This is a genomic window from Streptomyces sp. SCPE 10, from assembly GCF_051980735.1.
In the GTDB taxonomy this organism is placed as follows: Bacteria; Actinomycetota; Actinomycetes; order Streptomycetales; family Streptomycetaceae; genus Streptomyces; species Streptomyces misionensis.
This window is the reverse complement of sequence record NZ_CP197069.1, coordinates 5752979-5776914: the sequence shown is the minus strand read 5'-3', so window position 1 is coordinate 5776914 and position 23936 is coordinate 5752979. Positions and strand designations below refer to the sequence as shown.

The 23936-nt window shown below is 71.4% G+C and carries 15 protein-coding genes and 1 pseudogene; 4 read left to right on the top strand and 12 right to left on the bottom strand.

Translation table 11 applies throughout. From position 1 onward, the window contains the following. Nucleotides 1-211: 211 nt before the first annotated feature. Both ACSP97_RS26670 and ACSP97_RS26665 read right to left on the bottom strand, forming a co-directional pair. Nucleotides 212-6280 carry a hypothetical protein gene (locus ACSP97_RS26670; RefSeq protein ID WP_440554584.1) on the bottom strand — a complete coding sequence of 2023 codons (6069 nt, stop codon included), beginning with the start codon at nucleotides 6278-6280 and terminating at the stop codon, nucleotides 212-214. Between the two features lie 79 nt (nucleotides 6281-6359). Continuing rightward, nucleotides 6360-8555, bottom strand: a complete 2196-nt coding sequence (locus ACSP97_RS26665; protein ID WP_440554582.1) for a hypothetical protein — start codon at nucleotides 8553-8555, stop codon at nucleotides 6360-6362. A gap of 629 nt (nucleotides 8556-9184) precedes the next feature. Between ACSP97_RS26665 and ACSP97_RS26660 the strand changes: the two genes are divergently transcribed. After that, the gene (locus ACSP97_RS26660; protein ID WP_355149359.1) at nucleotides 9185-9322 is read left to right on the top strand and encodes a hypothetical protein; all 138 of its coding nucleotides are present in this window, start codon (nucleotides 9185-9187) and stop codon (nucleotides 9320-9322) included. A 1567-nt stretch (nucleotides 9323-10889) separates the two neighbouring features. On the opposite strand, the gene ACSP97_RS26655 is transcribed toward ACSP97_RS26660, so the two are convergent. Both ACSP97_RS26655 and ACSP97_RS26650 read right to left on the bottom strand, forming a co-directional pair. Beyond that, nucleotides 10890-12218: a class I SAM-dependent RNA methyltransferase gene (locus ACSP97_RS26655; protein WP_355149357.1), complete on the bottom strand. Its 1329-nt coding sequence runs from the start codon at nucleotides 12216-12218 to the stop codon at nucleotides 10890-10892. Between the two features lie 144 nt (nucleotides 12219-12362). Next, a complete protein-coding gene (locus ACSP97_RS26650) occupies nucleotides 12363-14411 on the bottom strand; it encodes an APC family permease (RefSeq protein WP_440554579.1) in 2049 nt (682 codons plus the stop codon). Nucleotides 14412-14835: 424 nt separating this feature from the next. Between ACSP97_RS26650 and ACSP97_RS26645 the strand changes: the two genes are divergently transcribed. Both ACSP97_RS26645 and ACSP97_RS26640 read left to right on the top strand, forming a co-directional pair. Then, on the top strand, nucleotides 14836-15507 hold the full coding sequence (locus tag ACSP97_RS26645; RefSeq protein ID WP_180329041.1) for a potassium channel family protein: 672 nt from the start codon (nucleotides 14836-14838) through the stop codon (nucleotides 15505-15507). After that, nucleotides 15507-16181: a potassium channel family protein gene (locus ACSP97_RS26640; RefSeq protein WP_355149353.1), complete on the top strand. Its 675-nt coding sequence runs from the start codon at nucleotides 15507-15509 to the stop codon at nucleotides 16179-16181. The genes ACSP97_RS26645 and ACSP97_RS26640 overlap by 1 nt, the downstream gene beginning before the upstream one ends. Nucleotides 16182-16320: 139 nt before the next feature. Here the strand turns inward: ACSP97_RS26640 and ACSP97_RS26635 are convergent, their stop codons facing one another. The 8 genes and pseudogenes from ACSP97_RS26635 to ACSP97_RS26600 all read right to left on the bottom strand — a co-directional run bounded on the left by ACSP97_RS26635 (nucleotide 16321) and on the right by ACSP97_RS26600 (nucleotide 23336). Then, entirely contained in the window at nucleotides 16321-17103 is a 783-nt protein-coding gene (locus ACSP97_RS26635) for a DUF3159 domain-containing protein (protein WP_355149351.1), read from the bottom strand. 3 nt (nucleotides 17104-17106) lie between these two features. Next, a complete protein-coding gene (locus ACSP97_RS26630; protein ID WP_440554575.1) occupies nucleotides 17107-17505 on the bottom strand; it encodes an OB-fold nucleic acid binding domain-containing protein in 399 nt (132 codons plus the stop codon). A gap of 68 nt (nucleotides 17506-17573) precedes the next feature. After that, nucleotides 17574-18293, bottom strand: coding sequence for a response regulator (locus ACSP97_RS26625; RefSeq protein WP_355149349.1), 720 nt, complete (start codon nucleotides 18291-18293; stop codon nucleotides 17574-17576). Further along, nucleotides 18290-20884: an ATP-binding protein gene (locus ACSP97_RS26620; RefSeq protein ID WP_388313090.1), complete on the bottom strand. Its 2595-nt coding sequence runs from the start codon at nucleotides 20882-20884 to the stop codon at nucleotides 18290-18292. The genes ACSP97_RS26625 and ACSP97_RS26620 overlap by 4 nt, the downstream gene beginning before the upstream one ends. A 205-nt stretch (nucleotides 20885-21089) precedes the next feature. Further along, nucleotides 21090-21203 (bottom strand): annotated as a pseudogene (locus ACSP97_RS26615) (ABC transporter ATP-binding protein); the annotation flags it as partial. Between the two features lie 225 nt (nucleotides 21204-21428). Beyond that, complete coding sequence (locus ACSP97_RS26610) at nucleotides 21429-22193, bottom strand: DUF3710 domain-containing protein (RefSeq protein WP_355149345.1); 765 nt, start codon at nucleotides 22191-22193, stop codon at nucleotides 21429-21431. 1 nt (nucleotide 22194) lies between these two features. Then, the gene (gene dut, locus ACSP97_RS26605; protein ID WP_355149343.1) at nucleotides 22195-22755 is read right to left on the bottom strand and encodes a dUTP diphosphatase; all 561 of its coding nucleotides are present in this window, start codon (nucleotides 22753-22755) and stop codon (nucleotides 22195-22197) included. After that, nucleotides 22752-23336 carry a PaaI family thioesterase gene (locus ACSP97_RS26600; protein ID WP_355149341.1) on the bottom strand — a complete coding sequence of 195 codons (585 nt, stop codon included), beginning with the start codon at nucleotides 23334-23336 and terminating at the stop codon, nucleotides 22752-22754. The genes dut and ACSP97_RS26600 overlap by 4 nt, the downstream gene beginning before the upstream one ends. A gap of 113 nt (nucleotides 23337-23449) precedes the next feature. Between ACSP97_RS26600 and ACSP97_RS26595 the strand changes: the two genes are divergently transcribed. Next, a complete protein-coding gene (locus tag ACSP97_RS26595; protein ID WP_355149339.1) occupies nucleotides 23450-23935 on the top strand; it encodes a DUF3093 domain-containing protein in 486 nt (161 codons plus the stop codon). Nucleotide 23936: the final 1 nt, after the last annotated feature.

Here is a 23936-nt window from a genome sequence, read left to right as displayed (position 1 = left end):
ACTGATGGGCCTGAACTCACGGGCTCGCGAGGCCGGGTGGCCCGACACCGACCCGGCCAGGCAGGACCAGGAACCCTGGTAGACCGCGCGTCCTCCTGACACGCTCTGCTCTCGTCGGCGGAACAGGCCCTCCGCCCGCTGCGGAGCCGTGACCGGACATGCCCGCGATCGCCACGGCCATGTCCGGTCACGGTTCAGGTGCACGGTCCTGTCACCCGCCCAGCGCCACGCACTCCCGGAGCACCGGCTCCAGGCGCAGCTGGGTGCCCTCACGGTCGAACACCTGGAGGGCGTCGAGGCAGTTGACGATCCACCGCGCCTCGTCCTCATCATCGATCTTGAGCGCGACAGCGGTCACCGCGCCCTCAATGTCGAAGAAGCCGTCCTTGAACTCGTCGTCGAGGGACCGGTACCCGGCGGCCAGCAGCGGTTCCGCGTACACGCCGGTCGCCTCGGCGAATGCGCGGGCCTCGGCCCGGTCCGCGCGGAGGCCGGCCAGGCGGCGCAACACCTCGTCGGGGCCGCCCAGTTCCTGGTGCAGGCGGTGGGCCCGGTCCACCAGGAGCGGCCAGCCACCGGTCAGTTCGTGGAGACGGTCCAGGCGGTCCTCCGTGTGGAACATCTCCACGCGCTGGGCCCAGCCGCGCAGGCTGCGGTGGTCATGCCGGCGCAGCACCACCGGGGCGGCCGAGGTGGGTTCGGTTCCCGTCAGCAGGGAGCGCCATAGGGCGAGCTGAGCGGGGTCGGTGACGAGGACGACCGCGCGGGTGACCCCCGGGGTGGCGGGCAGCAGCGTCTCGGCCAGGTCGACGGCTTCGCGGCAGGTCTCGGGCCGGACCGGGTCCCGGTAGTTGACGAAGTCGCTGATGACGACCCGCCGTTCGCGGGGCCGTCCGCCGGTGAGTTCCTGCTTGTAGACGCTGGGCTTGCCGACGGGCGGCAGCGTCCAGCCGTCGATCGGTCCGGCGATGGTGCGCAGGGTCCGGGCGACGTCGGTGACTCCGGTGGCGGTGGTGCCGAGGACGACCCGGGTCCGGTTGGAGCGCTCGCCCAGGAGGTCGTCGAGCTGGGTGTTGGTCAGCGGAGCAGGCCGCCCGTCGGGCAGCTCAGGGCGGCCCTCCTGCACGATGCTCTCCTGGAGTTCGCAGTCTTGTTCGGCCCGGAGCAGACGTGCCTCCACCTCGTGGGAGGTACCGATCATGCGCAGGGCGTTGGGACCGCGCAGATGCCAGCCCAGGCCGTCGTGGTTGGGGGCGAGGATGCCGAGTCCGACCATCTCGGAGAGGTAGGCGCGGAAACCCTCGGTGTCGAGTTGTTCGAAGCCCTTGCGCCAGTACGTCTCGCACTCCTCGCGCAGCTCGGTGTCACTCAGCCGCACCTCCAGGCCGTGATGGCGGGCGTGGTACGCCAGCACGTTGGCGATCACGTCGTAGCGGTGGTCAAGGCTCAGCGTGTCCTTGAAGGCCGCCGAGATGCCGTCCCGGAGCGCGGCGTCCGACTCCACGATCTCGATGTCGGCCACCTCCACCTCGTAAGGGGGTTCCCCGGCGCCGCGCCGCGTCCGCTTGCGGTGCATCAGCTCGACCAGCCGGTGCCCGAACATCTGCAGCAGGAACGGCTGGTACGAGCAGTAGCCGAGTACACGGTTGACGAGATCCAGGTCCTTGAACTCGAACCCGAGCGCCCGCATCGGCTCGACCAGCAGTTCCGCAGCCGACTGGGGAGCCAGCGGGCCGATCACCTTCGGGGTCTGGGCGAGGTGGCCGAACGGCCCGTTGCTCGCGAGCTTGGAGAAGCGCTGGACGGAGTGAAGTCCTGCGAAGACGACCTTCGCCGCGTCCTTGGTGTCGGACCCGAGGCCCTTGAGCTTCTTGGTCTGGTCGAACCGCGGGGCGTCCGCCTCGAAGAACTGGTCGCACTCGTCGAGCAGGATCAGCAGTCGGCGTCGGGAGTCCCCGTCCAGCCAGGTCCGGATGCCGGCGCGCACCCGCTCGGAGATCTCCTGCCTTTTCCCGCGCCCCTGTGGCCGGTCTCCGAGCACCTGTGCCACGGTCAGCTCCCTCAGCAGGACGCTCCACAGCGCCTCCGGCCCGCGCGAGCTGCCCTTGCCGATGTTCTCCTGGTCGAGGTTGACGTACACCGTCTGGTGGTAGCCGGGGCGCTGCTCCGTGAACCGTTCCCCGGCGTCGGCGAGCAGTGCCGACTTGCCCAGGCCCCGGCCGCCGTAGATGACCTGGGTGCCGCGCGGGTCGAGGATGCTCTTGCGTTCGGCATCGCGGCCGTAGAACATCTCGCCGCCGATCCGGCCGCGCTTCTCCCTGATGTACGGGTTGACGCCGGAGAAGGGCAGCAGGGTCTGCGTGGCGGCGCTGACCTGCCGGTTGCCGCAGGCCGCGAGATAGGCGAGGGCGGCGTCGTCCACCACCAGCAGCGGCTGCAACCGGTCGGAGCCGGCAGCGAGTTCGACTCGGGCTTCACGGCTCAGCGTGCCGAAGTAGACGACGAGAAGGCTCGCTCCGCTGGTGTCGCGCTCCGCCCAACTCATGACGACCTTGGCGGGCGGTCTGCCCCAGACCATCATCACCCGCAGGTTGCCGCCCTGCTCCGTGATCTGCGAGCCGAACGCCGGTGCCTTCGCCCTGCCGTTGATCTCCACGCCGGTCGCTTCGAAGAGACGGTACTCCCGCCGGTGCTGGGACCGGTCGTCGAGCGGCCTGGCGCTCTTGGCGTCGTAGCCGAGGAGCTTGAGGAGGGGCGGTACCTGCCGCGTCGGAGCCACCTGGAGCCTGTCCTTCCGGTCGGTGGCCGCAAGCGCACGCCACTCGTCGAGGGCTTCGGCCGCGAGAGCCGCCTCGTCGGTGGAGAGGCCGCCGTAGTCCAGGACGGGGACCATCGGATGCTTGCCGCCTGACCGGACCAGCTCGACGAGGTCGTGGTCGATGCCTCCGGGCAGGCCGTCGGGCACGGCCGGGAAGAACTCGGTCAGATGGGATTCGCCGCCCTCGATCTCCGGGACGGGTTCGCCGATCTCCAGGAAGTAGACGAGGTCGGCGGCGGTCGCCAGGTCGTTCGTCTCTAGGCGCCGCAGGACCTGGGCCCGCTCCTCCACGGAGGGGTCAAGGGCGTCGAGCCGGGCCCGGATCCGGTCCGCCGCCTGCTTCCGGAAGGCCGGCAGGCCACTCCGCACCTTGTCGAGCGCCCGCCGCACGTCCAGCAGGTCGTGTCGGCCGGTGTTTTCGAGGCGGTCACGGGCGTCGGCGAGCAACTCCTGAAGGCCCAGGTCCTGGTCCTCGGTCACGGCACCGTCGGCCTGAGCGCGGTGCAGTTCGGCGACTAGCTCGCTGTGTGCCTTCCGCAGCTGCGAACGCCGGGCGGTCTCCCTGTCGTCGATCTCGGCTTCCGCGGGCGGGACGAACTCCCCCGCCCCGGCGGCAGGCAGCAGCCCTCGTCCGGCGAGGTCGACGATGTCGCGGGCCGCGGTGAAGGCGTCGTGCGAGAGCCGCTCGTCGAGGGCGTCCTGCCAGCTCCGGTCGACCGCGATCAGCAGTTCGCCCAGCGACGGTTGCCCTTCGTGAGTGTCCTGCACCTTCAACAACTCTGCGTCGAGAGCGAGTGCAGGGTCGACCGGGCCGCCGTGACGCGCGGTCACGCTGTCGCCGGCCAGCAGAGCGAACAGCTCCTCCATCGATGCATGGGCCGCCCAGGCCATCGCGCCCGAGAGGGCATCCGGACGCCGCGCCAACCGCTCCAGTTCACCCAGCGCCGCTTCCCTGCCGACCAGCAGGGACTGACGCAGGGAGGAGATCTCCTTGACCGCCCGGCTGCCGTCGGAACGGTCGCCGCGACGGGTGCCGTCGACCGCCAGGCACCACTCCTTGACCAGGCTGACGGCCCGCTCCACGAGATGCACCAGGTCCTGCCGCCCGGAGCCCTGGAGCGGTTTGCCGCTGGACGAGCGGTACTTGCGGTCCATGCGGTCGATCTCGCTGTTGACCTCGGCCAGTTTCGACAGCCGGTCAGCCTGCTCCCGCACCTGCTGCAGCGCGTCGCGGTCGTCGCCGACGACGGTCGTGAGCAGCGATCCGAGCATCCCGTCGCCGGGGGCGAGCCAGCGCTTGGCGATCTCCGTGGCCCGTGCGAACCGCAGCCGCTGCGGCGCGAGCAGGTCACGGCTCTGCTCACGCAGCTCCCGCAGCCGGGCCTCCGTCTCGGAGACGTCGGCGACCAGCGGCGAGGCGATCAGCAGGGCGCCGCTGAGGGCACGGTCGGCGACGGCGGTCGCCGCCTCTCCGAGCCGGTCCGGGAGCCGGGGCACCAGCGCCTTGAGCTGAGCGCCCGCAGCATGGTCACCGGTGATCAGTGCGGTACGCAGCAGGGCGGGCAGGAGGAGAAGTTCACTGCCCTCGGTGTCCTGGCCCGCGTATCCGCCGTACTCCTGGAGCAGGTCCGCCGTCAGCCGGGCACTCTGGCTGTCCCCGGAGGTGAGCAGCGCGGCGGCACCGGCCAGGCGGAGCGCCGCCACCTGGGGCTCGACGTGTCCGGCGGCCCTAGCCACATGGTGGGCGAGTCCGAAGCGCCGCTCCACGACCAGCCGCGCCAGGACCCCCTCGACCGCGGCCTCATCGGTGGCTCCGTCCGCCACCGGGGCCGCTTCCCGAACGGGTGTGTCCTCGACGGGAAAGACCGTGGGAGCGGCGGGCGCCTGGGCAGGCGCGTCGGCGGACGTGGGGGGCGCGGGGTCGCTGTCGGCGGCCGGCGCGGCGTCTGCGCCTGCGCCTGGGGCGTGGACCGGCTCGGCGGTCGTCGTGGCTTCCGGCTCGGCGGTGGACTGGGGCGCGTTCGCCTCAGTCGGGGCGGCCGACTGTACGGTTCCGTGTTCCGCGTTCGTCTCGGCGTCGGCGGGCTGGGCGGTGCCATGCGCCTCGGCGGCCCCGGCGGGGTGCGGGTCACGGTCCACCGGCTGGTCCAGCGTCAGCTCGGGAGCGATCAGCACTGCCATGGCGCACGTGGGCAGGACCCGTACGACCTGCGCCTGCAGTGCCAGGATCTCCGTCGCGGCGTCCGCCTGCCGCCCCAGCCTGATGAGGCGGGCCAGAGCGGCGAGCGCGGCGCTCTCCTCGCGTTGCGGCTCCTCCCACACCGGCACGTCCAGCAGGCGGCGGGCAGCGCCGCGCACGGCCTCGGCGGCAGCGACGGCAGCGGCGGAGCTGTCCGGGCGGCAGGCGACATTCAGCAGTTCCCGCAGCGGCTCGCGGGCCTGGAGGTCACGCTCCCGCGCTGTCCGGTGTGCGCGTGCGGCGCGCGTCATGTCCTCCAGGCGACGAGGCACCCCCTCGATCCCGGCGGCCCGGAACACCGCGTCCACGTCATCGAAGGCAGTGCTCAGCGCGGCCAGCGAAGCCAGGTCCTCATCCTGCGGAGGGCGGCCGTCCATGACCGCGTCGGTGACCTTCTCCGCGGCCTGGCGGGCCTCTGCGAGGGCGGACTCCAGCTGCCGACAGGTCTCCTCCGGAGTCGTTTCCTGCTTGCTCCTGGCGCCCTCGGACGCCGTAGCGGTCTCCTCGTGCGAGGTGCTGGGGTCCGTTGCCGCGGTCTCCGGTCCGGAGGCTCTGGTGCCCGGCCGGTCGGCGACGGCAGCGCGCTCGAGTTTCCCGTTCTCCGCGAGCGCCTGCTCGTCGTCTTCCGCCGCTCCGGAGGCGAAGTCGGGGTACGCCTCCACGAGGGACCGCGCCGCGGCAGCTACGGCGGCGAGCCGAGCCGACTCCTCGTCACCGGCCGTCGCCCCGAGCCACTCCTGGTCCGCCGCCCAGGCAAGGATATGGGCGTCGGTGACGGTGGCGTTGCACCACGCGAACACGGTGGCCCGGACCAGCGTGGCGCCCCACCGGGCAACAGGGTCGGGAACCGTCTCACCGTCCTGCGCCAGGACGAATTCCCCGACCTGATTCATAACGGTAACCGTGAGCTCCCTGACCCCGCATGTGCACCTGTGCTGCCGTGACTCGCGCCGCAGTCTGGCGAGCACGTCCCGGCACAGGGCACTGCTCACCCGTCGGGGGGCCGACATGCGGATGCCCAGACTGGTGAGCAACTCCTGGCGCTGCTTGGGTCGCAGGGAGTTGAAGGCGAGTTCCACCATGTCCGCCGTGAGGTCGTTCAGGGCGGCGATGGCCGGGGACTGCAAGGCGTTGAGCGCGGCGGCGAGGCCTTCCAGGTCCTCGGCCGATACGCTCGGCGGGGACCACGGCGGCCCTGTGACGACGCGGTAGCGGTCCTGCATGTACACGCACTCCGTTTCTGTGGGCGACGGATGGAGGAAAGGGCGGCCGAAGCCATGGACGCGTGAAAGCGGTGAAGGATCAGCCGCCACGCGTGTGCTCGGTCACGAACGTGTAGCCGTACGGCAGTTCCCAGCCGTCCGCCTTGCCGAGCCTGCGGCAGTGCTCCCGAAAGGCCGCGCGCTGAACGTCGCTGGGCGAACACCCCGGCCGCAGGCGGCGCAGATGACCTGGGACGAACTGCACGCCGCGCAGTCCCTCACCGCCCGGTTCGCCACCGCCCCAGGGACGTATCACCCGTGGCCTGGAGGGGCGGTAGCCGATCAGGGGGATGATCCGCTGTCCGTCACGCGGCGGGAAGTGCGGCTGCCCCCAGGCATCCCTGCTGCCGAGGGCCGGCTCCAGAAGACGTTCCGCGAGCAGTTCCGCGACGGCCGCGTCGAGGGCGGCGGCCTGCGACCGGGCCGGGAGACGCCCATAGACCGCGCTCGGCAGGACCGTTCGATCCATCAGGGCATGGCCGTCCAGGGTCAGCAGACCGCAACGGCGCACGGTGCGCATCACCAGCTGCCGGGGACCGAGCCCGACCGCGCTGTCACCATGGCGGCTACTGCCCGGCACGTCCTCCCTCGTGAGCACGCGAGGGTCGTAACAGTGCCCCGCCCCACGGTCACCGACCTGCACGCACTCCTTCAGTCGCGTCGTGGCGAGGCGGATCACTGTGTCGCCACGACGCCTACGCAGCTCCAGCATCAGGCCGGGGAAGAAGTCACCGGGCCAGACGATTCCCGTCAACCGACCCGAGTCGTCGCCGAGTTCGACCGTGACGTCCTGAACCGCCTCCTTCTCGTCCAACGCTTCACCGGCGTGGTCGAGTTCGAGGCGCAGCGTGGGGTGCGCGCCGTGCGACTCGCAAAGCTCCTCCGCGACGAACGGGTGCAGGGGGAACCAGCCGTCGATGAGATGGGCCAGCCGCAGGGGCGCCCGCCAGACGATCTCCTGCGCGTCGCTCCGCAGGAGTTCACCGGTGCCGAGGAGGTCGTCGTCGGCGAGGGGCAGATCTACGGGTTCCAGCTCCTCCTCCGTCTCCGGCTCCGGCGGTGTGGGCAGCGTGGAGGCCCAGCCGCGTCCGGCCGGGACCAGGGGGATTCCGGGGGCCTCCGCGTCACCGGGATGATGGGACCGCCACACCCCTCCCCCCTCGAACGCGTCGTCGAGGGTGATCCGCGAGCCGTTCCCGAACAGACCCTGGTCGCTGTCCCCCTGGACCACGTCGGCGAGCGCCAGGTTCACCCGGCACACCGCAGCGGCGTACCCCGCACCCCTGAGCCGTTCCGCCGCCCCAGGAAAACCGCGCAGCCGTGGTCCGACCGCCGTGTACACAGTGACCGGAGCCACGAGGCCGTATCGCCGCCTCACCGGGGTGGCCGCGCGCTCCACCTCGGCCACGAGAGACCTGACATCGTCACCTCCCAGCGGCCCGGTGTCCCGCCAGCAATCCGCGAGGGAGGCACGGGTCATGGCGTAATGGCCCCAGGTGCGCAACGCGGCACTGGAGTCGAGGACACCCCGCACCGTGTCGAGGAGACCGAGCAGCCCCGCCCGCAGGTCTTCGTCGTGCGTGCCGCCCACCAGGGAGGCAAGGGACACGGGGACGAAGGGGCTGAGCAGCTGCTGCCGTGCCGTCGTCAGAAGGTGGTCCGCGTAGGCCGTCAGATCGTCGCGCCGGGCTGCTTCCGAGGACGGATAGCACACGTCGACGACGACATGCCCGTCCTCATTGATCCAGCGCCCACGCGTGCGTAAGCGATGAAGCTGGACCGGTGACAGGCCCAGTGCCGGACCGAAGGCGTGGAGGTCCGGGACCAGCAGCTCCCTGCGCCGTGGCGCGGCGTCCGCACCCGGCCTCCTGGGGCCCTCGGCACCCGCGGGCGCACCCGACACCCAGGCCGGCACGTCCCCGAGCGCGCCCACCTCCGGGTGCGCGCCCTCCCGGTAGACGATCTCGGCGTAGAGCGGGTCCGACCCGGTGGCAACACACACCATGGCACCGACCGGGAGCACGGGAGCGCACTCACCGAAGGTGATCACGGGGAAGTCGTCGAGGCACAGCGGGCTTCCGCCATACCCGTCGCCGCCGAGGTCGTACCCGAAGTACACGGCGTTGAAGGCAACGGTGGTGTGCACCGGCGCCGGACGGGCCGCGACAACCGCCTCGAGGTAGCTCCGCAGCCGACTGCGTTCCTCGTCGGGGACGGCGGCGTAGCCCTCCGTCATGGCAGAGGTCAGAAGAGCCCGGTCACCGTACGGATCCGGCACCCCCGTCCGCTCACGTTCTCCGACCCCTTGTGCTGATACATGCGGGTCCCCACCCATGACACCTCCGCCGCACTACAGGTCGCCCCGGCCCACCTGCGGTGATTCCCGCAGAGTATGCCCATCCTTCGGATTCCTGTAGCGCTTTCATCACTTTGCGACGGCCCACGACGATCGAATCCGTCACCGCGTTCGTCGGGTCGCGCTCTCGCCCCCAAGGAACGTGAGGCCGGGATGGTCACTCGCACCGCCTTCGGCGGCGCAGCAGAGGCTTCCGCTTCGAGCGTCATCCGAGCGTCAAGAATCTCCGAACGACCCTCTGAAGGCGTCGCTCATGCGGGCGCCTCGCTCGCGAGTACGCCGGTGAGCGAGCTACAAAGATCGAGTCGCTCACTCGACCCCGCAGGAGCACCGTCAACAGGAGCGGAATCCCTGGACGCGCCTGCCCAAGTACGACGAAGAGTTCAACGGTCGCCTCGCTCTCGGCGCGCCCTCCGGGAGCTGGTACCAGCACTCGTACTCGTACAGCGACAGCGCCCGGTGGACATTGGAGTCACGGCTGGGACACCTACTGCAGGATCTCGAACGCCTTGCGGCGGAAGCCGACCGCCTGGGAGCGGGAGACGGAACTGCGTGAGGCCGAACAGCGCCGCCGCTGGTACGCGGCCGTCGCGCGGGCTCGCGAGCAGCAGATCGAGCAGCACAGGGCGACGATTCTTACCGGGTAGATTCGAGCCTGGCGGCAGGCCGAAGAGATCCGCGCATTCTGCCAGGCAGCCCGCGCCCGAGCAGGCGACGCGCCGGTCGCGGCGGACGAGGCGGACTGGCTGGAATGGGCTGAAGCGGCCTCTCCCCGCGCCGTGTGGTCGACCCGGCACCGGCGTCGGAGGCCGCGTCATGACCGGCCCGCGCCGCACGGCCAGCGACAGCGTTCGGCGTCTCGCGCTTGCCGATGCAGCTACGACCCCTGGCTTCCCGGCGGCGCCACTGCTGCACCGCCCCGCCTCTGCAGCGGGCTCGCCGCGCGCAGTTCTTCGCCTCCCTAGCCGAGTCGGAAACGGGGAGGCAGCAAAGGTGATCACCACCCCGTCCCTCGCCACGCAGATCGCCGCGTTCCCGGACGCAACGCCGTTCCCCCACTGGTCGGCCGCCCCAGACAGTCACCACAACGACTCGTGGTGGGGTGACTTCACCGATCAGCCCTGCATGCCCGCGAACCAGCAGGCTCGCCTCGGGCATCTCCGCCACTCACCTGTTGGTCGTCGGGGAGGCCCGGCGTGACGTCCCGTGTGCTGCAGCCGAAAGGCGTTCGGACGGCGCTTGAGGTCGTGATCGAGCGTCGGCCGGACCCCGGTTCTGACCAGATGTCCGAGGCGGACACGCTGTGGCCGCACCGGCTCCGCCACCTCGTCCGAATTGGGCTCACCTACTGGGGGCGTCCGGACCTGGTGGACACCGCGGAACTACTCCTCACGGAGCTGGTGACGAACGCATTGCGGCACAGCAGCGGCCCCGACATCAGCGTCTGTGTCTGTCCTCCCCGCCGACGCGGGGGTGCTCCGCCGCGAGACCGGCGGCCAGCCCGAGGGCGGTCGTCCTCCCCGCCGACGCGGGGGTGCTCCGCCACCATGCGCGGCACCATGGGTGCCGGAGTCGTCCTCCCCGCCGACGCGGGGGTGCTCCGATCGGACGGCCCACCGTATCTGTGGCGAGCAGGTCCTCCCCGCCGACGCGGGGGTGCTCCGTGGCGCTCAACGTGCTTGGTGATCCGGGCCAGCGTCCTCCCCGCCGACGCGGGGTGTTCCGCAGCCCTGGTCCTTCACGATCCGAGTGCCGTCGTCCTCCCCGCCGACGCGGGGGTGTTCCCCTGGCGGCTGCCCTGTCCGCGCAGGTGGACGTGTGGTCCCTGCGCACGCCGAGGGCGCCCGTCAGCCGTGGGAGTCCTCTGGGACTTCTCTGGGACTTCCGGCTTCATCAACCGGCACGAGCATGAAACAACTGAAAGACCATTCGTGCAGGTAAGCGACCAAAGACTCCTCATCATGGCAGGTCACCGCCTTCACTGGCCCCTTCCGGGACATCTGACCAGCAGGACTCAATACGTCTGCGCTCAGCGTCGTCCGCCCTCGGCGCCCCGTTGATATTCGCCGCCTTGAGATGGTCTGCCCTACCAAAGAGGCAGCCTGACACCCCATCAGAACGAGCGTCAAATGAGCGTCACGAGCGTCATTTCAGCGTCAAGATATCGCCCGTAACGCCCACACCGCACATAATGCGCACGGGCAAAACCCGAGGTCAGGAGCCCTTCGCGGCCGGTTCAAGGATGGCGACACACTCCACATGATGCGTCATCGGAAACAGATCGAACGCCCGCAGCGTCCGCACCCGGTACCCGCCGTCCCGGAAGTAGCCCAGGTCACGGGCCAGCGCGGCGGGGTCGCACGCCACGTAGGCGATGCGGCGGGCGTGCAGGGAGGTGAGGTGGGCGACCGTCGTGCGGCCGGCGCCCGCGCGGGGCGGGTCGAGGACGATGAGGTCGACCTCGGTGATGCCGGTGCGCGGCAGGACGGATTCGACCTTGCCCTGTTCGATCCGGACCCGGGGGAAGTCGGCCAGGTTGTGCCGCGCGTCCTCCACCGCCCGCTTGCCGGACTCGATGCCGAGGACCGCGCCCTTCTCGCCGAGGCGGTCGGCGAGGGCGCCGGCGAACAGGCCGACGCCGCAGTAGAGGTCGAGGGCCATCTCGCCCTTGCGCGGGAGCAGCCCCTGCATCACCGCGGTGACCAGGGTGTCCGCCGCCTTCGGGTGGACCTGCCAGAAGCCGCCGGCGCCGACGCGGTGGGTACGGCCGTCGGCCCGCTCGCGGACGAAGGGGCGGCCGTGCACGCGGTGCACGCCGCCGGACTTCTCGTCGACCCGCAGGACCGAGACCGGCTTGTCCAGCTCGACCAGGGGGAGGCGGGCGCCCGGTCGCGGGGTGAGGATGACCTGGCGGTCCTGGGAGCCGGTCGCCGCGATCGCCTCGACCGACTCCATGCCGGTCCAGTCGTGCTTCTCGATGCCCAGCTCGGAGACACCGGCCGCCGCGATCATGCAGTGGTCGATGCGCTCGACCTCGTGCGAGCGGTGGCGGCGCAGACCGGCGTGGCCCTCGGCGTCGACGGCGTACTGGACCCGGGTGCGCCACTGCGGCACCTCGCCGGCCGGCAGCTTGTCGCCCTCGGCCGGGACGACCGTGCCGTCCCAGCCCGCCTCCTCCGGGGTGAGGCCCGCGAGCCGCCTGAGCTGCTCGGCGATCACGTCCGCCTTGAGCCGGCGCTGCGCGCCCGGCTTGGCGTGCTGCCAGTCGCAGCCGCCGCAGCGGCCGGGGCCCGCGAAGGGGCACGGCGCCTCGATACGGTCCTTGGACGCCTCCAGGACGCGTACGGCGTCCGCGCGCAGGAAGCGGGCGCCTTCCTCGCCCTCGGTCACCCGTGCCACCACCCGCTCGCCGGGCAGCGCGTGCCGCACGAAGAGGACCTGGCCCTGCGCGGTGCGGGCGATGCAGTGGCCGCCGTGGGCGACGGGGCCGATCTCGACCTCGTACTCCTCGCCCACCAGAGACGTGGTCGGTTCTGCCTGCATGGTGGGTGACTCCAGATCGACTTGTCGACAGAGGGAAACGGAAGGCCGGGAGACGGGTCCGGGCGGACGAGCACGGCCCGGTGAACCGACAACAGCCCACCAGTCTACGGCCTCGCCGCCCGGGCCCCGACCCTCGGCCCTTCGTCAGCCCTTGGCCGACGGCTCCTTCGGCCGCTCCCCCGCCGGGCCGCGGCGCACGGCACCCGGGGCGCTCCACTCCTGGCGCCTGCGGGCCCTGGCCCGGGCCGCCTCGGAGGACGCCAGCTGGTAGGGGACGGAGGTGACCATCACACCGGGCGTGAACAGCAGACGGCCCTTGAGCCGCAGGGCGCTCTGGTTGTGCAGCAGGTGCTCGTACCAGTGGCCGACCACGTACTCGGGAATGATCACGGAGACCGCGTCGCGCGGGGACTGCTTGCGCAGGCCCTTGACGTACTCGATCACCGGGCGGGTGATCTCGCGGTACGGCGAGTCCAGGACCTTCAGCGGTACGTCGATGCCGCGCCGCTCCCACTCCTCGCGCAGCGCCTTGGTCTCGGCCGGGTCGACGTTGACGGTGAGCGCCTCCAGGGTGTCGGAGCGCATCAGCCGGGCGTAGGCCAGGGCCCGCAGGGTCGGCCGGTGGATCTTGGAGATCAGCACCACCGAGTGCACCCGGGACGGGCGGACCAGGTCGTCGTCGGGCTCCTCGGGGGCGGCGATCTCCTCGGCGACCCGGTCGTAGTGCTTGCGGATCGCGGTCATGGTCGCGAAGAAGATGCACATGCCCAGCAGGGCCACCCAGGCGCCGTGCGTGAACTTGGTGACCAGGACGACGACCAGCACCAGGCCGGTGAGGAAGGCGCCGAAGGTGTTGATCGCCCGCGAGCGCATCATGTGGCGCCGCTTGGCCTGGTCCCTCTCGACCGCGAGGTGGCGGTTCCAGTGCCGGACCATGCCGGTCTGGCTGAGCGTGAAGGACACGAACACGCCGACGATGTACAGCTGGATCAGGCGCGTGGAGTCGGCGCCGTAGATCACGGTCAGCAGCGCGGCGGCGCCGGCCAGCAGCACGATGCCGTTGGAGAAGGCGAGCCGGTCGCCGCGGGTGTGCAGCTGGCGGGGCAGGTAGCGGTCCTGGGCGAGGATCGAGCCGAGCAGCGGGAAGCCGTTGTACGCGGTGTTCGCCGCGAGGAACAGCACCAGCGCGGTCGCGGCCGCCAGGAGCACGAACAGGAAGCTGCCCTTGCCGAAGACCGCCTCGGCGACCTGGGAGATCACCGGGTTCTGGACGTAGCCGGAGCCGATCGGGTGGCCGTTGTGCAGCAGGTCGGTGGCCGGGTTCTCGGCCATGCGGACCTTGGTCACCGCAGCCAGGGCGATGATGCCGCAGAACATGGTGACGGCCAGCAGGCCCATCGCCGCGAGGGTGGTCGCCGCGTTCTTGGACTTCGGCTTGCGGAAGGCCGGGACACCGTTGGAGATGGCCTCGACGCCGGTCAGGGCGGCGCAGCCGGAGGAGAAGGCGCGCAGCAGCAGGAAGACCAGCGCGAAGCCCGCAAGGCCCTGGTGCTCGGCCCTGATGTGGAAGCCGGCGGTCGGCGCCCGCATGGTGTCGCCGAGCACCAGGCCGCGGAACGCGCCCCACAGGATCATGACGAAGACGCCGCCGACGAACACGTACGTCGGGATCGCGAAGAGCTTGCCGGACTCCTTGACGCCGCGCAGGTTCATCAGCGTCAGCAGGACGATCACGGCGGTCGCGCAGAGGACCTTGTGCTCCACCACGAACGGGACGGCCGAACCCAGGTTCTCGATGCCGGAGGCGATGGAGACGGCCACGGTCAGCACGTAGTCGACCAGCAGCGCGCTGGCGACGGTGAGGCCGGCCCTGGGGCCGAGGTTGGTGGTCGCCACCTCGTAGTCGCCGCCGCCGCTCGGGTAGGCGTGCACGTTCTGGCGGTAGGAGGCGACCACGGTGAACATCAGCACCACGACCGCGACCGCGATCCAGGGGCTGAAGTGGTACGCCGACACGCCCGCGATGGACAGGACCAGCAGAACCTCCCCCGGCGCGTAGGCGACGGAGGACAGCGGGTCGGAGGCGAAGACGGGGAGTGCGATGCGCTTGGGCAGGAGCGTTTCGCCCAGCCTGTCACTGCGCAGTGCGCGCCCGATCAGAATCCGTTTGGGCACGTCGGTCAGTTTGGACACGAGAGAGGATCGTAAGCCTTCGCACTGGGCGTCGCCCACCCCGTCCGCAATATCTTCCCCATGGGTGAACTCGACGGCGAAGTGATGTACGGATTCCGTGGCCCGCGCGTCGGCCGTGTCTAGATGGCAAACCCCGCCTGCCGCCCATGCCTGGAGGCCCTCATGCCCCCGACCGCCGAGCTGATCGGGGCCGTGCTCGCGCTGGCCGGCCTCGGAATCCTGACCGTGTGCAGCGTGCGCAGCATCACTCGGAGACGGACCGGATGAGCGCCTGGAGCGACCGGATGAGCGGGCGCACGAGGCGGCTGAGCGGCGCGACCGGGGCACGGGGGTGCCCGACCGGGACGATGCGTGTGTAGCTTGGGCGGCGGTCTGAGAACCTGTTCAGGCCAAGCCAACGACTCTTGACATCGGAAGGACGGTCGTGCACATCGTCATCATGGGCTGCGGGCGAGTAGGCTCCGCTCTCGCCCAGACCCTGGAGCAACAGGGGCACACGGTCGCCGTGATCGACCAGGACCCGACCGCCTTCCGTCGGCTGGGACCGGGATTCGGGGGCCGCCGGGTCACCGGAGTCGGCTTCGACCAGGACACCCTGCGCGAGGCGGGGATCGAGGAGGCCGGCGCGTTCGCGGCCGTCTCCAGCGGCGACAACTCCAACATCATCTCCGCTCGCGTGGCCCGCGAGATGTTCGGTGTGGAGAACGTCGCCGCCCGCATCTACGACCCCCGCCGTGCGGAGGTCTACCAGCGCCTCGGCATCCCCACCGTGGCCACGGTCCGCTGGACCGCCGACCAGATGCTGCGCCGGCTGCTGCCCTCCGGGGCGGAGCCGCTGTGGCGGGACCCCACGGGCGGGGTGCAGCTCGCCGAGGTGCACGCCTCCCCGCAGTGGGTCGGGCACAAGATCAGCAAGTTGCAGGAGGACACGGGCGTCCGGGTGGCGTTCCTGACCCGGCTGGGCGAGGCGATCCTGCCCACCTCCCAGACGGTGTTGCAGGAGGGCGACCTCGTGCACGTGATGATGCGGACGGACGACGTGGAGAAGGTCGAGGCGGCGTTCGCCGGGGGCCCGGAAGAGGAGGGCGGTCACTGATGAGGGTCGCCATTGCCGGAGCCGGCGCCGTCGGCCGCTCGATCGCCACCGAGCTGCTGGAGAACGGCCACGAGGTCCTGCTCGTCGACAAGGCCCCGACCGCCATCTCGGTGGAGCGGGTGCCGCAGGCGGAGTGGCTGCTGGCCGACGCCTGCGAGATCACGTCCCTGGACGAGGCGGCGCTCCAGCGCTGCAACGTGGTGATCGCCGCGACCGGTGACGACAAGGTCAACCTGGTGGTGTCGCTGCTCGCCAAGACGGAGTACGGCGTCCCGCGGGTCGTCGCCCGGGTCAACAACCCGAAGAACGAGTGGCTGTTCAACGAGGCGTGGGGCGTGGACGTGGCCGTCTCCACCCCGCGGCTGATGTCCGCCCTGGTCGAGGAGGCGGTGAGCGTCGGCGACCTGGTACGGCTGCTGCGCTTCAGCCACGGCGACGCCAACCTCGTGGAGCTGACCCTGCCCGAGGAGTCGGCCCTGGCCGGCACCCAGGTGGGAGACGTGCGCTGGCCGGAGGACACCTCGCTGGTCACCATCATCCGGGGCACCCGGGTGCTGACCCCGTCCCGGGAGGACTCCCTGGAGCCGGGCGACGAGCTGCTCTTCGTGGCCGCCCAGGCCCGTGAGCAGCAACTGGAGGAGCTGCTGTCGGTGCGCAGGCCGGAAGAGTCCTGACCGCCGAACCGGCGCGGCCCTGACCGCCCGGGCACAGGAGAAGGGCGCCCTTGGCGACAAGGGCGCCCTCTTCGTCGTCGGAGGCGGCGGTCGGTGACGGCTCACGGCCCGCATCGCCGAGGTGCCGCCGCGGGCCGTGTCACACCTTGCGGTGCCGCCCCGGCTCCGGTTCGCCGCCGTCCGCGGCCAGCGCCGCCCTGCGCTCCTTCTCGGCCTTCTCGGCCTCCTCCTGCGCCTCCATCTCCGCGAAGACGTCGATCGGGGCGGGCGCCTTGGCGAGGAAGACCCAGGTGAGCCAGACCGCGAGCAGGAAGGGCGGGATCTTCAGGGCCACCAGCACCCAGCCGAGCCGGGTGGTGTCCGACCACCAGTACAGCGGGAAGAGGATCGCGCACTTGGCGAGCAGGATCAGGCCCCAGGCCCAACTCGACTTCGCGTAGGCCTTCTTGCGGCCGGGGTTGCGGGTGCGCCAGGAGAGGTTCTCCCGGAAGACCGGGCCGAGGATCAGGCCGATCAGCGGGACCCCGGCGAGGGTCGTGACGATGTACGCCAGCGCCAGGCCAAGCGTGTAGAGCATGCCGGGGAGGTAGAAGTCCTTGGCGTTGCCGGTGAACATCGCGAACACCACGCCGAAGGCCACGCCGAACACACCGCTGAAGGCGTGCTTGACGGTGTCCTTCCTGACGAGGCGGACCACCACCAGGACCAGGGAGACGGCCAGCGCGGCGATCGCCGAGAGGTGCAGGTCCTTGTTGACCGTGAAGATCGCGACGAAGAGCAGGCCCGGCACGACCGTCTCGACCATGCCGCGGACCCCGCCGAAGGCCTCGAACAGTGCCGCCTCGGTCACCGCGCGGGCGTCGCCGGACTGGCCGGGCGTGGTCTGGTCGGTGTCTTCGGTCGGCTTGTCGAGGGACGTCACCGGCTACTCCCGTCCGAGGGGTCGCAGTTCGTACTTCGGGTTGAACAGCACCCGGCGGCCCCGGCTCAGCGAGATCCGGCCCGATGCGATCAGCTTGCGCCCCGGTTCTATACCGACGATGGAACGCCTGCCGAGCCACACCACGTCCAGCGCGGCGGTGCCGTCGAACAGTTCGGCCTCCAGGGCCGGGACTCCGGCACGCGGGCGCAGGGTGACCGTGCGCAAGGTACCAGTTACCGTGACGATCTGCCGGTCCTGGCAGTCGCCGATCTTCGTACAACCCGCCGTCTCGGCGTCCTCGCGCAGCTCCTCGGACTCCAGGTCCTCCTGCGACGAGGACAGCCGGTCGAACATGCGCCGGAGCCGGCCGGCCGGCTTTTCGGAACGAGGAACAGCACTCATACATGAAGCGTACCGGGGCCTGCCGACAGCGCCGTATCCCCGTTCACACTCCCGGTACGCGCACCTCCTCACTTCTCGAACCGGTACCCCATTCCGGGCTCGGTGATGAAGTGTCTGGGGTGCGAGGGGTCCGCCTCCAGCTTGCGGCGCAGCTGCGCCATGTAGACCCGCAGGTAGTTGGTCTCCGTCCCGTACGACGGCCCCCACACCTCCTGGAGGAGCTGCTTCTGGCTGACCAGGCGGCCGGTGTTGCGCACCAGCACCTCCAGCAGATGCCACTCGGTGGGGGTGAGCCGGACGTCCCGGCCGTCGCGGTTGACCTTCTTCGCGGCCAGGTCGACGGTGAACCCCTCGGTGTCCACGGCGGTCAGGCCGTCCTCGCCGGCGCCGACCGGCTCGGCGCGGCGCACGGCGGCCCGCAGCCGGGCCAGCAGCTCGTCCATGCCGAAGGGCTTGGTGACGTAGTCGTCGGCGCCCGCGTCCAGGGCCTCGACCTTCTCGTCGGAGGAGTGGCGGGCGGACAGCACCAGGATCGGCACCCGGGTCCAGCCGCGCAGGCCCCTGATCACCTCGACGCCGTCCATGTCGGGCAGGCCCAGGTCGAGGACGACCACGTCGGGGTGGCGGGAGGCGGCGAGGTCGAGGGCGGTCCTGCCGTCGGCGGCCGCGTCCACCTCGTACTTGCGTGCCTTGAGGTTGATCACGAGGGCGCGCACGATCTGCGGCTCGTCGTCGACCACGAGGACCCTCGTGGGGGTCTGGGGTGTCCCCCCATTCGGGCTCTTCATAGGGTCTGCCTTTCTGGTTCCGCGTTGTCCGCCCCGGCGTCCTCGGGGGCGGGGGTGGCCGCCGTGCCGGGGCCGGGCTGTGCCGAGGGTTCCGTTCCGTTCCGGCTGCGCAGGCTGAGGACCATGGTGAGTCCGCCGCCCGGTGTGTCCTCCGCGTTGAGGGTGCCGCCCATGGCCTCGGCGAAGCCGCGGGCGACGGCGAGACCTAGCCCGACGCCGGCGCCGCGCGGGGCGTCGCCGTACCGCTGGAAGGGCTCGAATATGCGGTCCTTGGCCGCGTCGGGGACGCCGGGTCCGCGGTCCACCACCCGCACCTCCACCCGGTCGGCGAGGGCGCTGGCGGAGACCAGGACGCGCCGTCCGGGCGGGCTGTACTTGACGGCGTTCTCCACCAGGTTGGCCACCGCGCGCTCCAGCAGCCCGGGGTCGGCCTGGATCATCGGCAGCGTCTCGGGCACGTCCAGGTCGACGCTGTCCTCCGGCACGCCGCCCAGGGCCATCGGCACGACCTCGTCCACGTCGATCTCGCGGATCAGCGGGGTGACGGTGCCGGTCTGCAGGCGGGACATGTCGAGCAGGTTGCCGACGAGGTGGTCGAGCCGGTCGGCGCCCTCCTCGATGCCCTCCAGGAGTTCGGCCTGGTCCGCCTCGGACCAGTCGACGTCGTCGGAGCGCAGCGAGGAGACGGCGGCCTTGATCCCGGCCAGCGGGGTGCGCAGGTCGTGGCTGACGGCGGCGAGCAGGGCGGTGCGGATGCGGTTGCCCTCGGCGAGGGCGCGGGCCCGGTCGGCCTCCTCCTGGAGGCGGCGGCGGTCGAGGACGACGGCGGCCTGGGCACCGAACGCGGCGAGCACCCTGCGGTCCTCGGCGGGCAGCGGCCGGCCGGTCAGGGCGAGCGCCATGTGGTCGCCGACGGGCATGTCCACATCGGCGTCCTCGGGCCGCTCCAGGGCGGGTCCGAAGCCGGCCCGGCCCACGCAGTTCCACGGCTCGACGTCGCTCTGCCGCTCCAGCAGGGCCGCCGACTCCATGGCGAAGGTCTCGCGGACCCGTTCCAGCAGCTCCTCCAGGCTGGTCTCGCCGCGCAGCACGTTGCCGGCGAGGAAGGAGAGGATCTCGGACTCGGCGCGCAGCCGGGCCGCCTGGTGGGTGCGCCGGGCGGCGAGGTCCACCACGGAGGCCACCGACACGGCGACCCAGAAGAAGATCACTATGGCGACGATGTTCTTCGGGTCCGCGATGGTCCAGCGGTGCAGGGGCGGGGTGTAGAAGTAGTTCAGCAGCAGTGAGCCGAAGGCCACCGAGGCGAGCGCGGGCAGCAGGCCGCCGAGCAGGGCCGCCGCGACCGTGACGGCCAGGAACAGCAGCATGTCGTTGGCGAGGCCGATGTCGACGGTGATCAGCAGCAGCGCCAGGATCGCCGGTCCGGCGATCCCGGTGGCCCAGCCCCACAAAATGCGGGTGCGGCCGAGCCGGGCGCCGCGGGCCACGGGCAGTCCGCGCCCCTTGGCGACCTCCTCGTGGGTGACGATGTGGACGTCGATGTCGGGCCCCGAGTCCCGGGCGACGGTGGCGCCGACGCCGGGCCCGAAGACGTACTGCCAGGTCTTGCGCCGCGAGGAGCCGAGCACGATCTGGGTGGCGTTGACACCGCGCGCGAAGTCCAGCAGCGCGGCCGGTATGTCGTCGCCGACCACATGGTGGAAGGTGCCGCCCAGGTCCTCCACGAGGGTGCGCTGGACGGCCAGTTCCTTCGGGGAGGCCGAGGTGAGGCCGTCGCTGCGGGCGATGTAGACGGCGAGGACCTCGCCGCCGGCGCCCTTCTCGGCGAGCCGCGCGGCACGCCGGATCAGGGTGCGGCCCTCGGGCCCGCCGGTCAGGCCGACCACGATCCGCTCGCGGGAGCCCCAGATCTTGGAGACCCGGTGCTCGCTGCGGTACTGGTTCAGGTACTCGTCCACCCGGTCGGCGACCCAGAGCAGCGCGAGTTCGCGCAGGGCGGTGAGGTTGCCGGGGCGGAAGTAGTTGGACAGCGCCGCGTCGACCTTGTCCGGCTGGTAGATGTTGCCGTGCGCCATCCGGCGGCGCAGCGCCTCCGGGGACATGTCGACCAGCTCGATCTGGTCGGCCCGGCGCACCACCTCGTCCGGCACGGTCTCGCGCTGGCGCACCCCGGTGATCGACTCGACGACGTCGCCGAGTGACTCCAGGTGCTGGATGTTGACGGTCGACACCACGTCGATCCCGGCGGCGAGCAGTTCCTCCACGTCCTGCCAGCGCTTGGCGTTGCGCGAGCCGGGGATGTTGGTGTGCGCGAGTTCGTCCACCAGGGCGACGGCGGGCGCGCGACGCAGTACGGCGTCCACGTCCATCTCGCCGAAGACGCCCCCGCGGTACTCCAGGTCCTTGCGGGGGACCTGCTCCAGGCCGTGCAGCAGCACCTCGGTCCGGGGGCGGTCATGATGCTCGACGAAGGCCACGACGCAGTCGGTGCCCCGCTCGGTACGGCGATGGGCCTCGGCCAGCATCGCGTACGTCTTGCCCACACCCGGTGCCGCGCCGAGATAGATCCGAAGCTTCCCGCGTGCCATGGCTCCATTGTCTTCCGGTGACGCGTGTGTACGCAGCGTCGACCTTACGGCCAACGATGCGGACAAACCGGACGGGATGGAGGTGGCGGGGGGTCTTTGACGGAACCCTGATGCCGGCCCGGGCGTCAGTGGCTCACGATCTCGCCGTCGTGGAGTTCCAGCACCCGGTCGGCCAGCCCTGCCGCCGGACAGTCAGCTCCATCGGGGACAGCAGCGACTCCACGCGCTCCTCGCGCTCGCGGGTCCCGCACCGCCGCAGCCGCAGCGACAGCGGCACGCCGACGTTCTCGGCCGCCGTGAGGATCGGGATCAGCGCGAAGCCCGAAGGTCTGGAAGACGGAACCAGGGGCGCGGGCCGTATCGGCCTGCCGTCGGCCCTCGGCCACGCGGTGGGGCGCTCAGACCGCGCCCGAGCCGGGCACGCGCCGCGCCGAACCGGCGGACGAGCGGCCCGGCCGAACCCCGCCTACGACCGGAACCGCGAAAAACGGGCCGCGCCCGAGAAGGCACGGCCCGTACACACCCTTGCCGGGCAGGCGGAGCGCTAGCGGACTTCCGTGATCTCCGGTCCGCGCTGCAGCTGCCCCATCCCGCCGGAGAACCGTGAGGACTCCTCCTGCTGCACGCCCTCGGGGACCATCTGCGCATCGTTCGGCAGCTTGAGCACGATCGGGTCGCGGGGCGCCATCGGGCCCTCGCCGCGGACCACGACCGTGTCCCGGAAGATCTGCTCCAGCAGCCCGGCGGCCTGCGGCTGCACCGCGCCCTGGCCGGAGATCACACCGCGCAGGAACCAGCGGGGGCCGTCCACACCGACGAACCGCACCACCTGGAAGCCACCGGTGCCGTCCGGCAGCTGGACCGGCACCTGGGCGCGCAGCTCCCAGCCGAGCGGGCCCTCGACCTCGTCGACGATGCCACCCTGCTGGGTGATGCCGGACGCGATCTCCTCGCGGACCTCGCCCCAGATCCCCTCGCGCTTCGGTGCGGCGAACGCCTGGAGCTGGACGGCGCTGTCGTTCAGGACGACGGTGGCGGCCACGATCGCGTCACCGGCGACCTCGACCCGCAGCTCCATGCCGTCCACGCCCGGCACGAACAGCCCCCCGAGGTCCACCCGGCCCTCGGCCGGGTCGCGCACCTCGGAGCTGTCCCACGGCCCCTCGGGCCGCGGGCCGGGCTCCAGCCGGACGCGCTCGCGCTCGGCCTCCGCTTCCTCGTCCGCCTCGGTGTCGACGCTGTCGACGACCTGCTCGGCCTCGCCGGCCGCGTCCTCGGCGGCACCCTTCTTGTTGCGACGTCCGAACACGTCACTGTCCTTCCCGGTCGGATACGACCGAAGCGTATCGATTCCCACCCGCCGGACCGCTGTTGGCGGACCGGCCGTTTGTGCCGCTCTCGTCGCCCACCGCGGCATGGCCACCGGTGGACCCGAAGCCCCCTTCGGCCCGCGCAGAGCCGGGAAGCTCCGCCACCTCCTGGAAGCGGACCCGCTCGACCTGCTGGACGACCAGTTGGGCGATCCGGTCGAAGCGCTCGAACCGCACACTCTCGCGCGGGTCGAGATTCACCACGATCACCTTGATCTCCCCACGGTACCCGGCATCAACCGTCCCCGGGGCATTCACGAGGGCGACACCGCAGCGGGCGGCGAGACCGGAACGCGGGTGCACGAAGGCCGCGTACCCCTCCGGGAGGGCGATCGACACCCCCGTGGGCAGGACGGCACGCTCTCCGGGGCCCAGCTCGCACGCCTCGGTGGTGCGCAGATCGGCGCCCGCGTCCCCGGGGTGCTCGTACGCCGGAAGCGGTACGTCCGGGTCCACGCGCCTCAGCAGCACGTCGAGCGGGGCACGGCCGGCGGGGCTCACGGGTTCACCTCGAAGGCGCGGGCCCGGCGGACCTGGTCGGGATCGCTCATCGCGGCCCGGATCTCCTCGGGGCGGCCGTGGTCGACGAAGTGGTCGACCTTCACCTCGACGAAGAGGGCGTCGGCGCGGACGGCGACCGGACCCTCGGGGCCGTCGAGGCGGCCCACGGCGGTGGAGTAGATCTTCCGTCCGGCGACGGCGGTGATCTCGGCCTCCAGATGGAGCGTGGTACCGACGGGCACGGGCCGTATGTAGTCGGTCTCCAGGCGGCCGGTGACGGCGATGGTCCGCAGCAGCCAGTTCAGCGAGCCCAGGGTCTCGTCCAGGGCCGTGGCCAGCACCCCGCCGTGCGCGAGGCCGGGGGCGCCCTGGTGGGCGGGCTGGACGGTGAACTCGGCGGTCAGCGAGACGCCCTCGCCCGCGCGTGCCTCCAGGTGCAGTCCGTGCGGCTGTCCGGGGCCGCATCCGAAACAGTGTTCGTAGTGGGCGCCGAGAAGCTCCCCGGGCGCGGGCGCGTCGGGGTGCCGTACCGGTTTCACCGCGTCGGCGGGGGGCTGAAGGCTTGCGGAACTACCACTCACAGCCGCAGACCTTACCCGCCCGTCCGCCGCCCACCACCGCCCCGCCCGGCGGCGCCCCGCACCGGCTCCCCCTGGTTCCGGGCCATCCGGCTCCCCGTGCCAAGCTTGGCTTCATGCAGCACTCCGCCACCCCGTACGAAGAACGCCTCACCGCCCCCCGCTCGTGGTGGCTGATCAGCTTTCTCGTCGGTGTCTCGTTCGCCCTGATCCTGTTCCCCTTCGGCACCCTGCCGATCCTCGGCGGCCTGGTCGGCGGCACGGCCGCGGCCGCGGTGGTCGCCAGCGCGTACGGCTCCCCGCGCATCCGCGTGGTGGGTGACTCGCTGATCGCGGGCGAGGCGAAGATCCCGGTGTCGGCGCTGGGCGAGTCGGAGGTGCTGGACCCGGAGGAGGCCCGCGCCTGGCGCACCCACAAGGCGGACGTCCGCGCGTTCCTGCTGCTGCGCGCGTACATCCCCAGGGCGCTGCGGGTGATCGTCACGGACCCCGACGACCCGACGCCGTACCTGTACCTGTCGACGCGGGAGCCCGAGCAGCTGGCGGCGGCGATCGAGGCGGCGCGCGAGGCGAACGCGAGCGCGCCGGAGGGCCGCGCCTGAG

What these genes read in the sequence shown, in the direction of transcription:
- ACSP97_RS26670 (WP_440554584.1), bottom strand. Translation starts at nt 6,280, where the DNA reads ATGCAGGACCGCTACCGCGTCGTCACAGGGCCGCCGTGGTCCCCGCCG.
- ACSP97_RS26665 (WP_440554582.1), bottom strand. Translation starts at nt 8,555, where the DNA reads ATGACGGAGGGCTACGCCGCCGTCCCCGACGAGGAACGCAGTCGGCTG.
- ACSP97_RS26655 (WP_355149357.1), bottom strand. Translation starts at nt 12,218, where the DNA reads ATGCAGGCAGAACCGACCACGTCTCTGGTGGGCGAGGAGTACGAGGTC.
- ACSP97_RS26640 (WP_355149353.1), top strand. Translation starts at nt 15,507, where the DNA reads ATGAGGGTCGCCATTGCCGGAGCCGGCGCCGTCGGCCGCTCGATCGCC.
- ACSP97_RS26630 (WP_440554575.1), bottom strand. Translation starts at nt 17,505, where the DNA reads ATGAGTGCTGTTCCTCGTTCCGAAAAGCCGGCCGGCCGGCTCCGGCGC.
- ACSP97_RS26625 (WP_355149349.1), bottom strand. Translation starts at nt 18,293, where the DNA reads ATGAAGAGCCCGAATGGGGGGACACCCCAGACCCCCACGAGGGTCCTC.
- ACSP97_RS26620 (WP_388313090.1), bottom strand. Translation starts at nt 20,884, where the DNA reads ATGGCACGCGGGAAGCTTCGGATCTATCTCGGCGCGGCACCGGGTGTG.
- ACSP97_RS26595 (WP_355149339.1), top strand. Translation starts at nt 23,450, where the DNA reads ATGCAGCACTCCGCCACCCCGTACGAAGAACGCCTCACCGCCCCCCGC.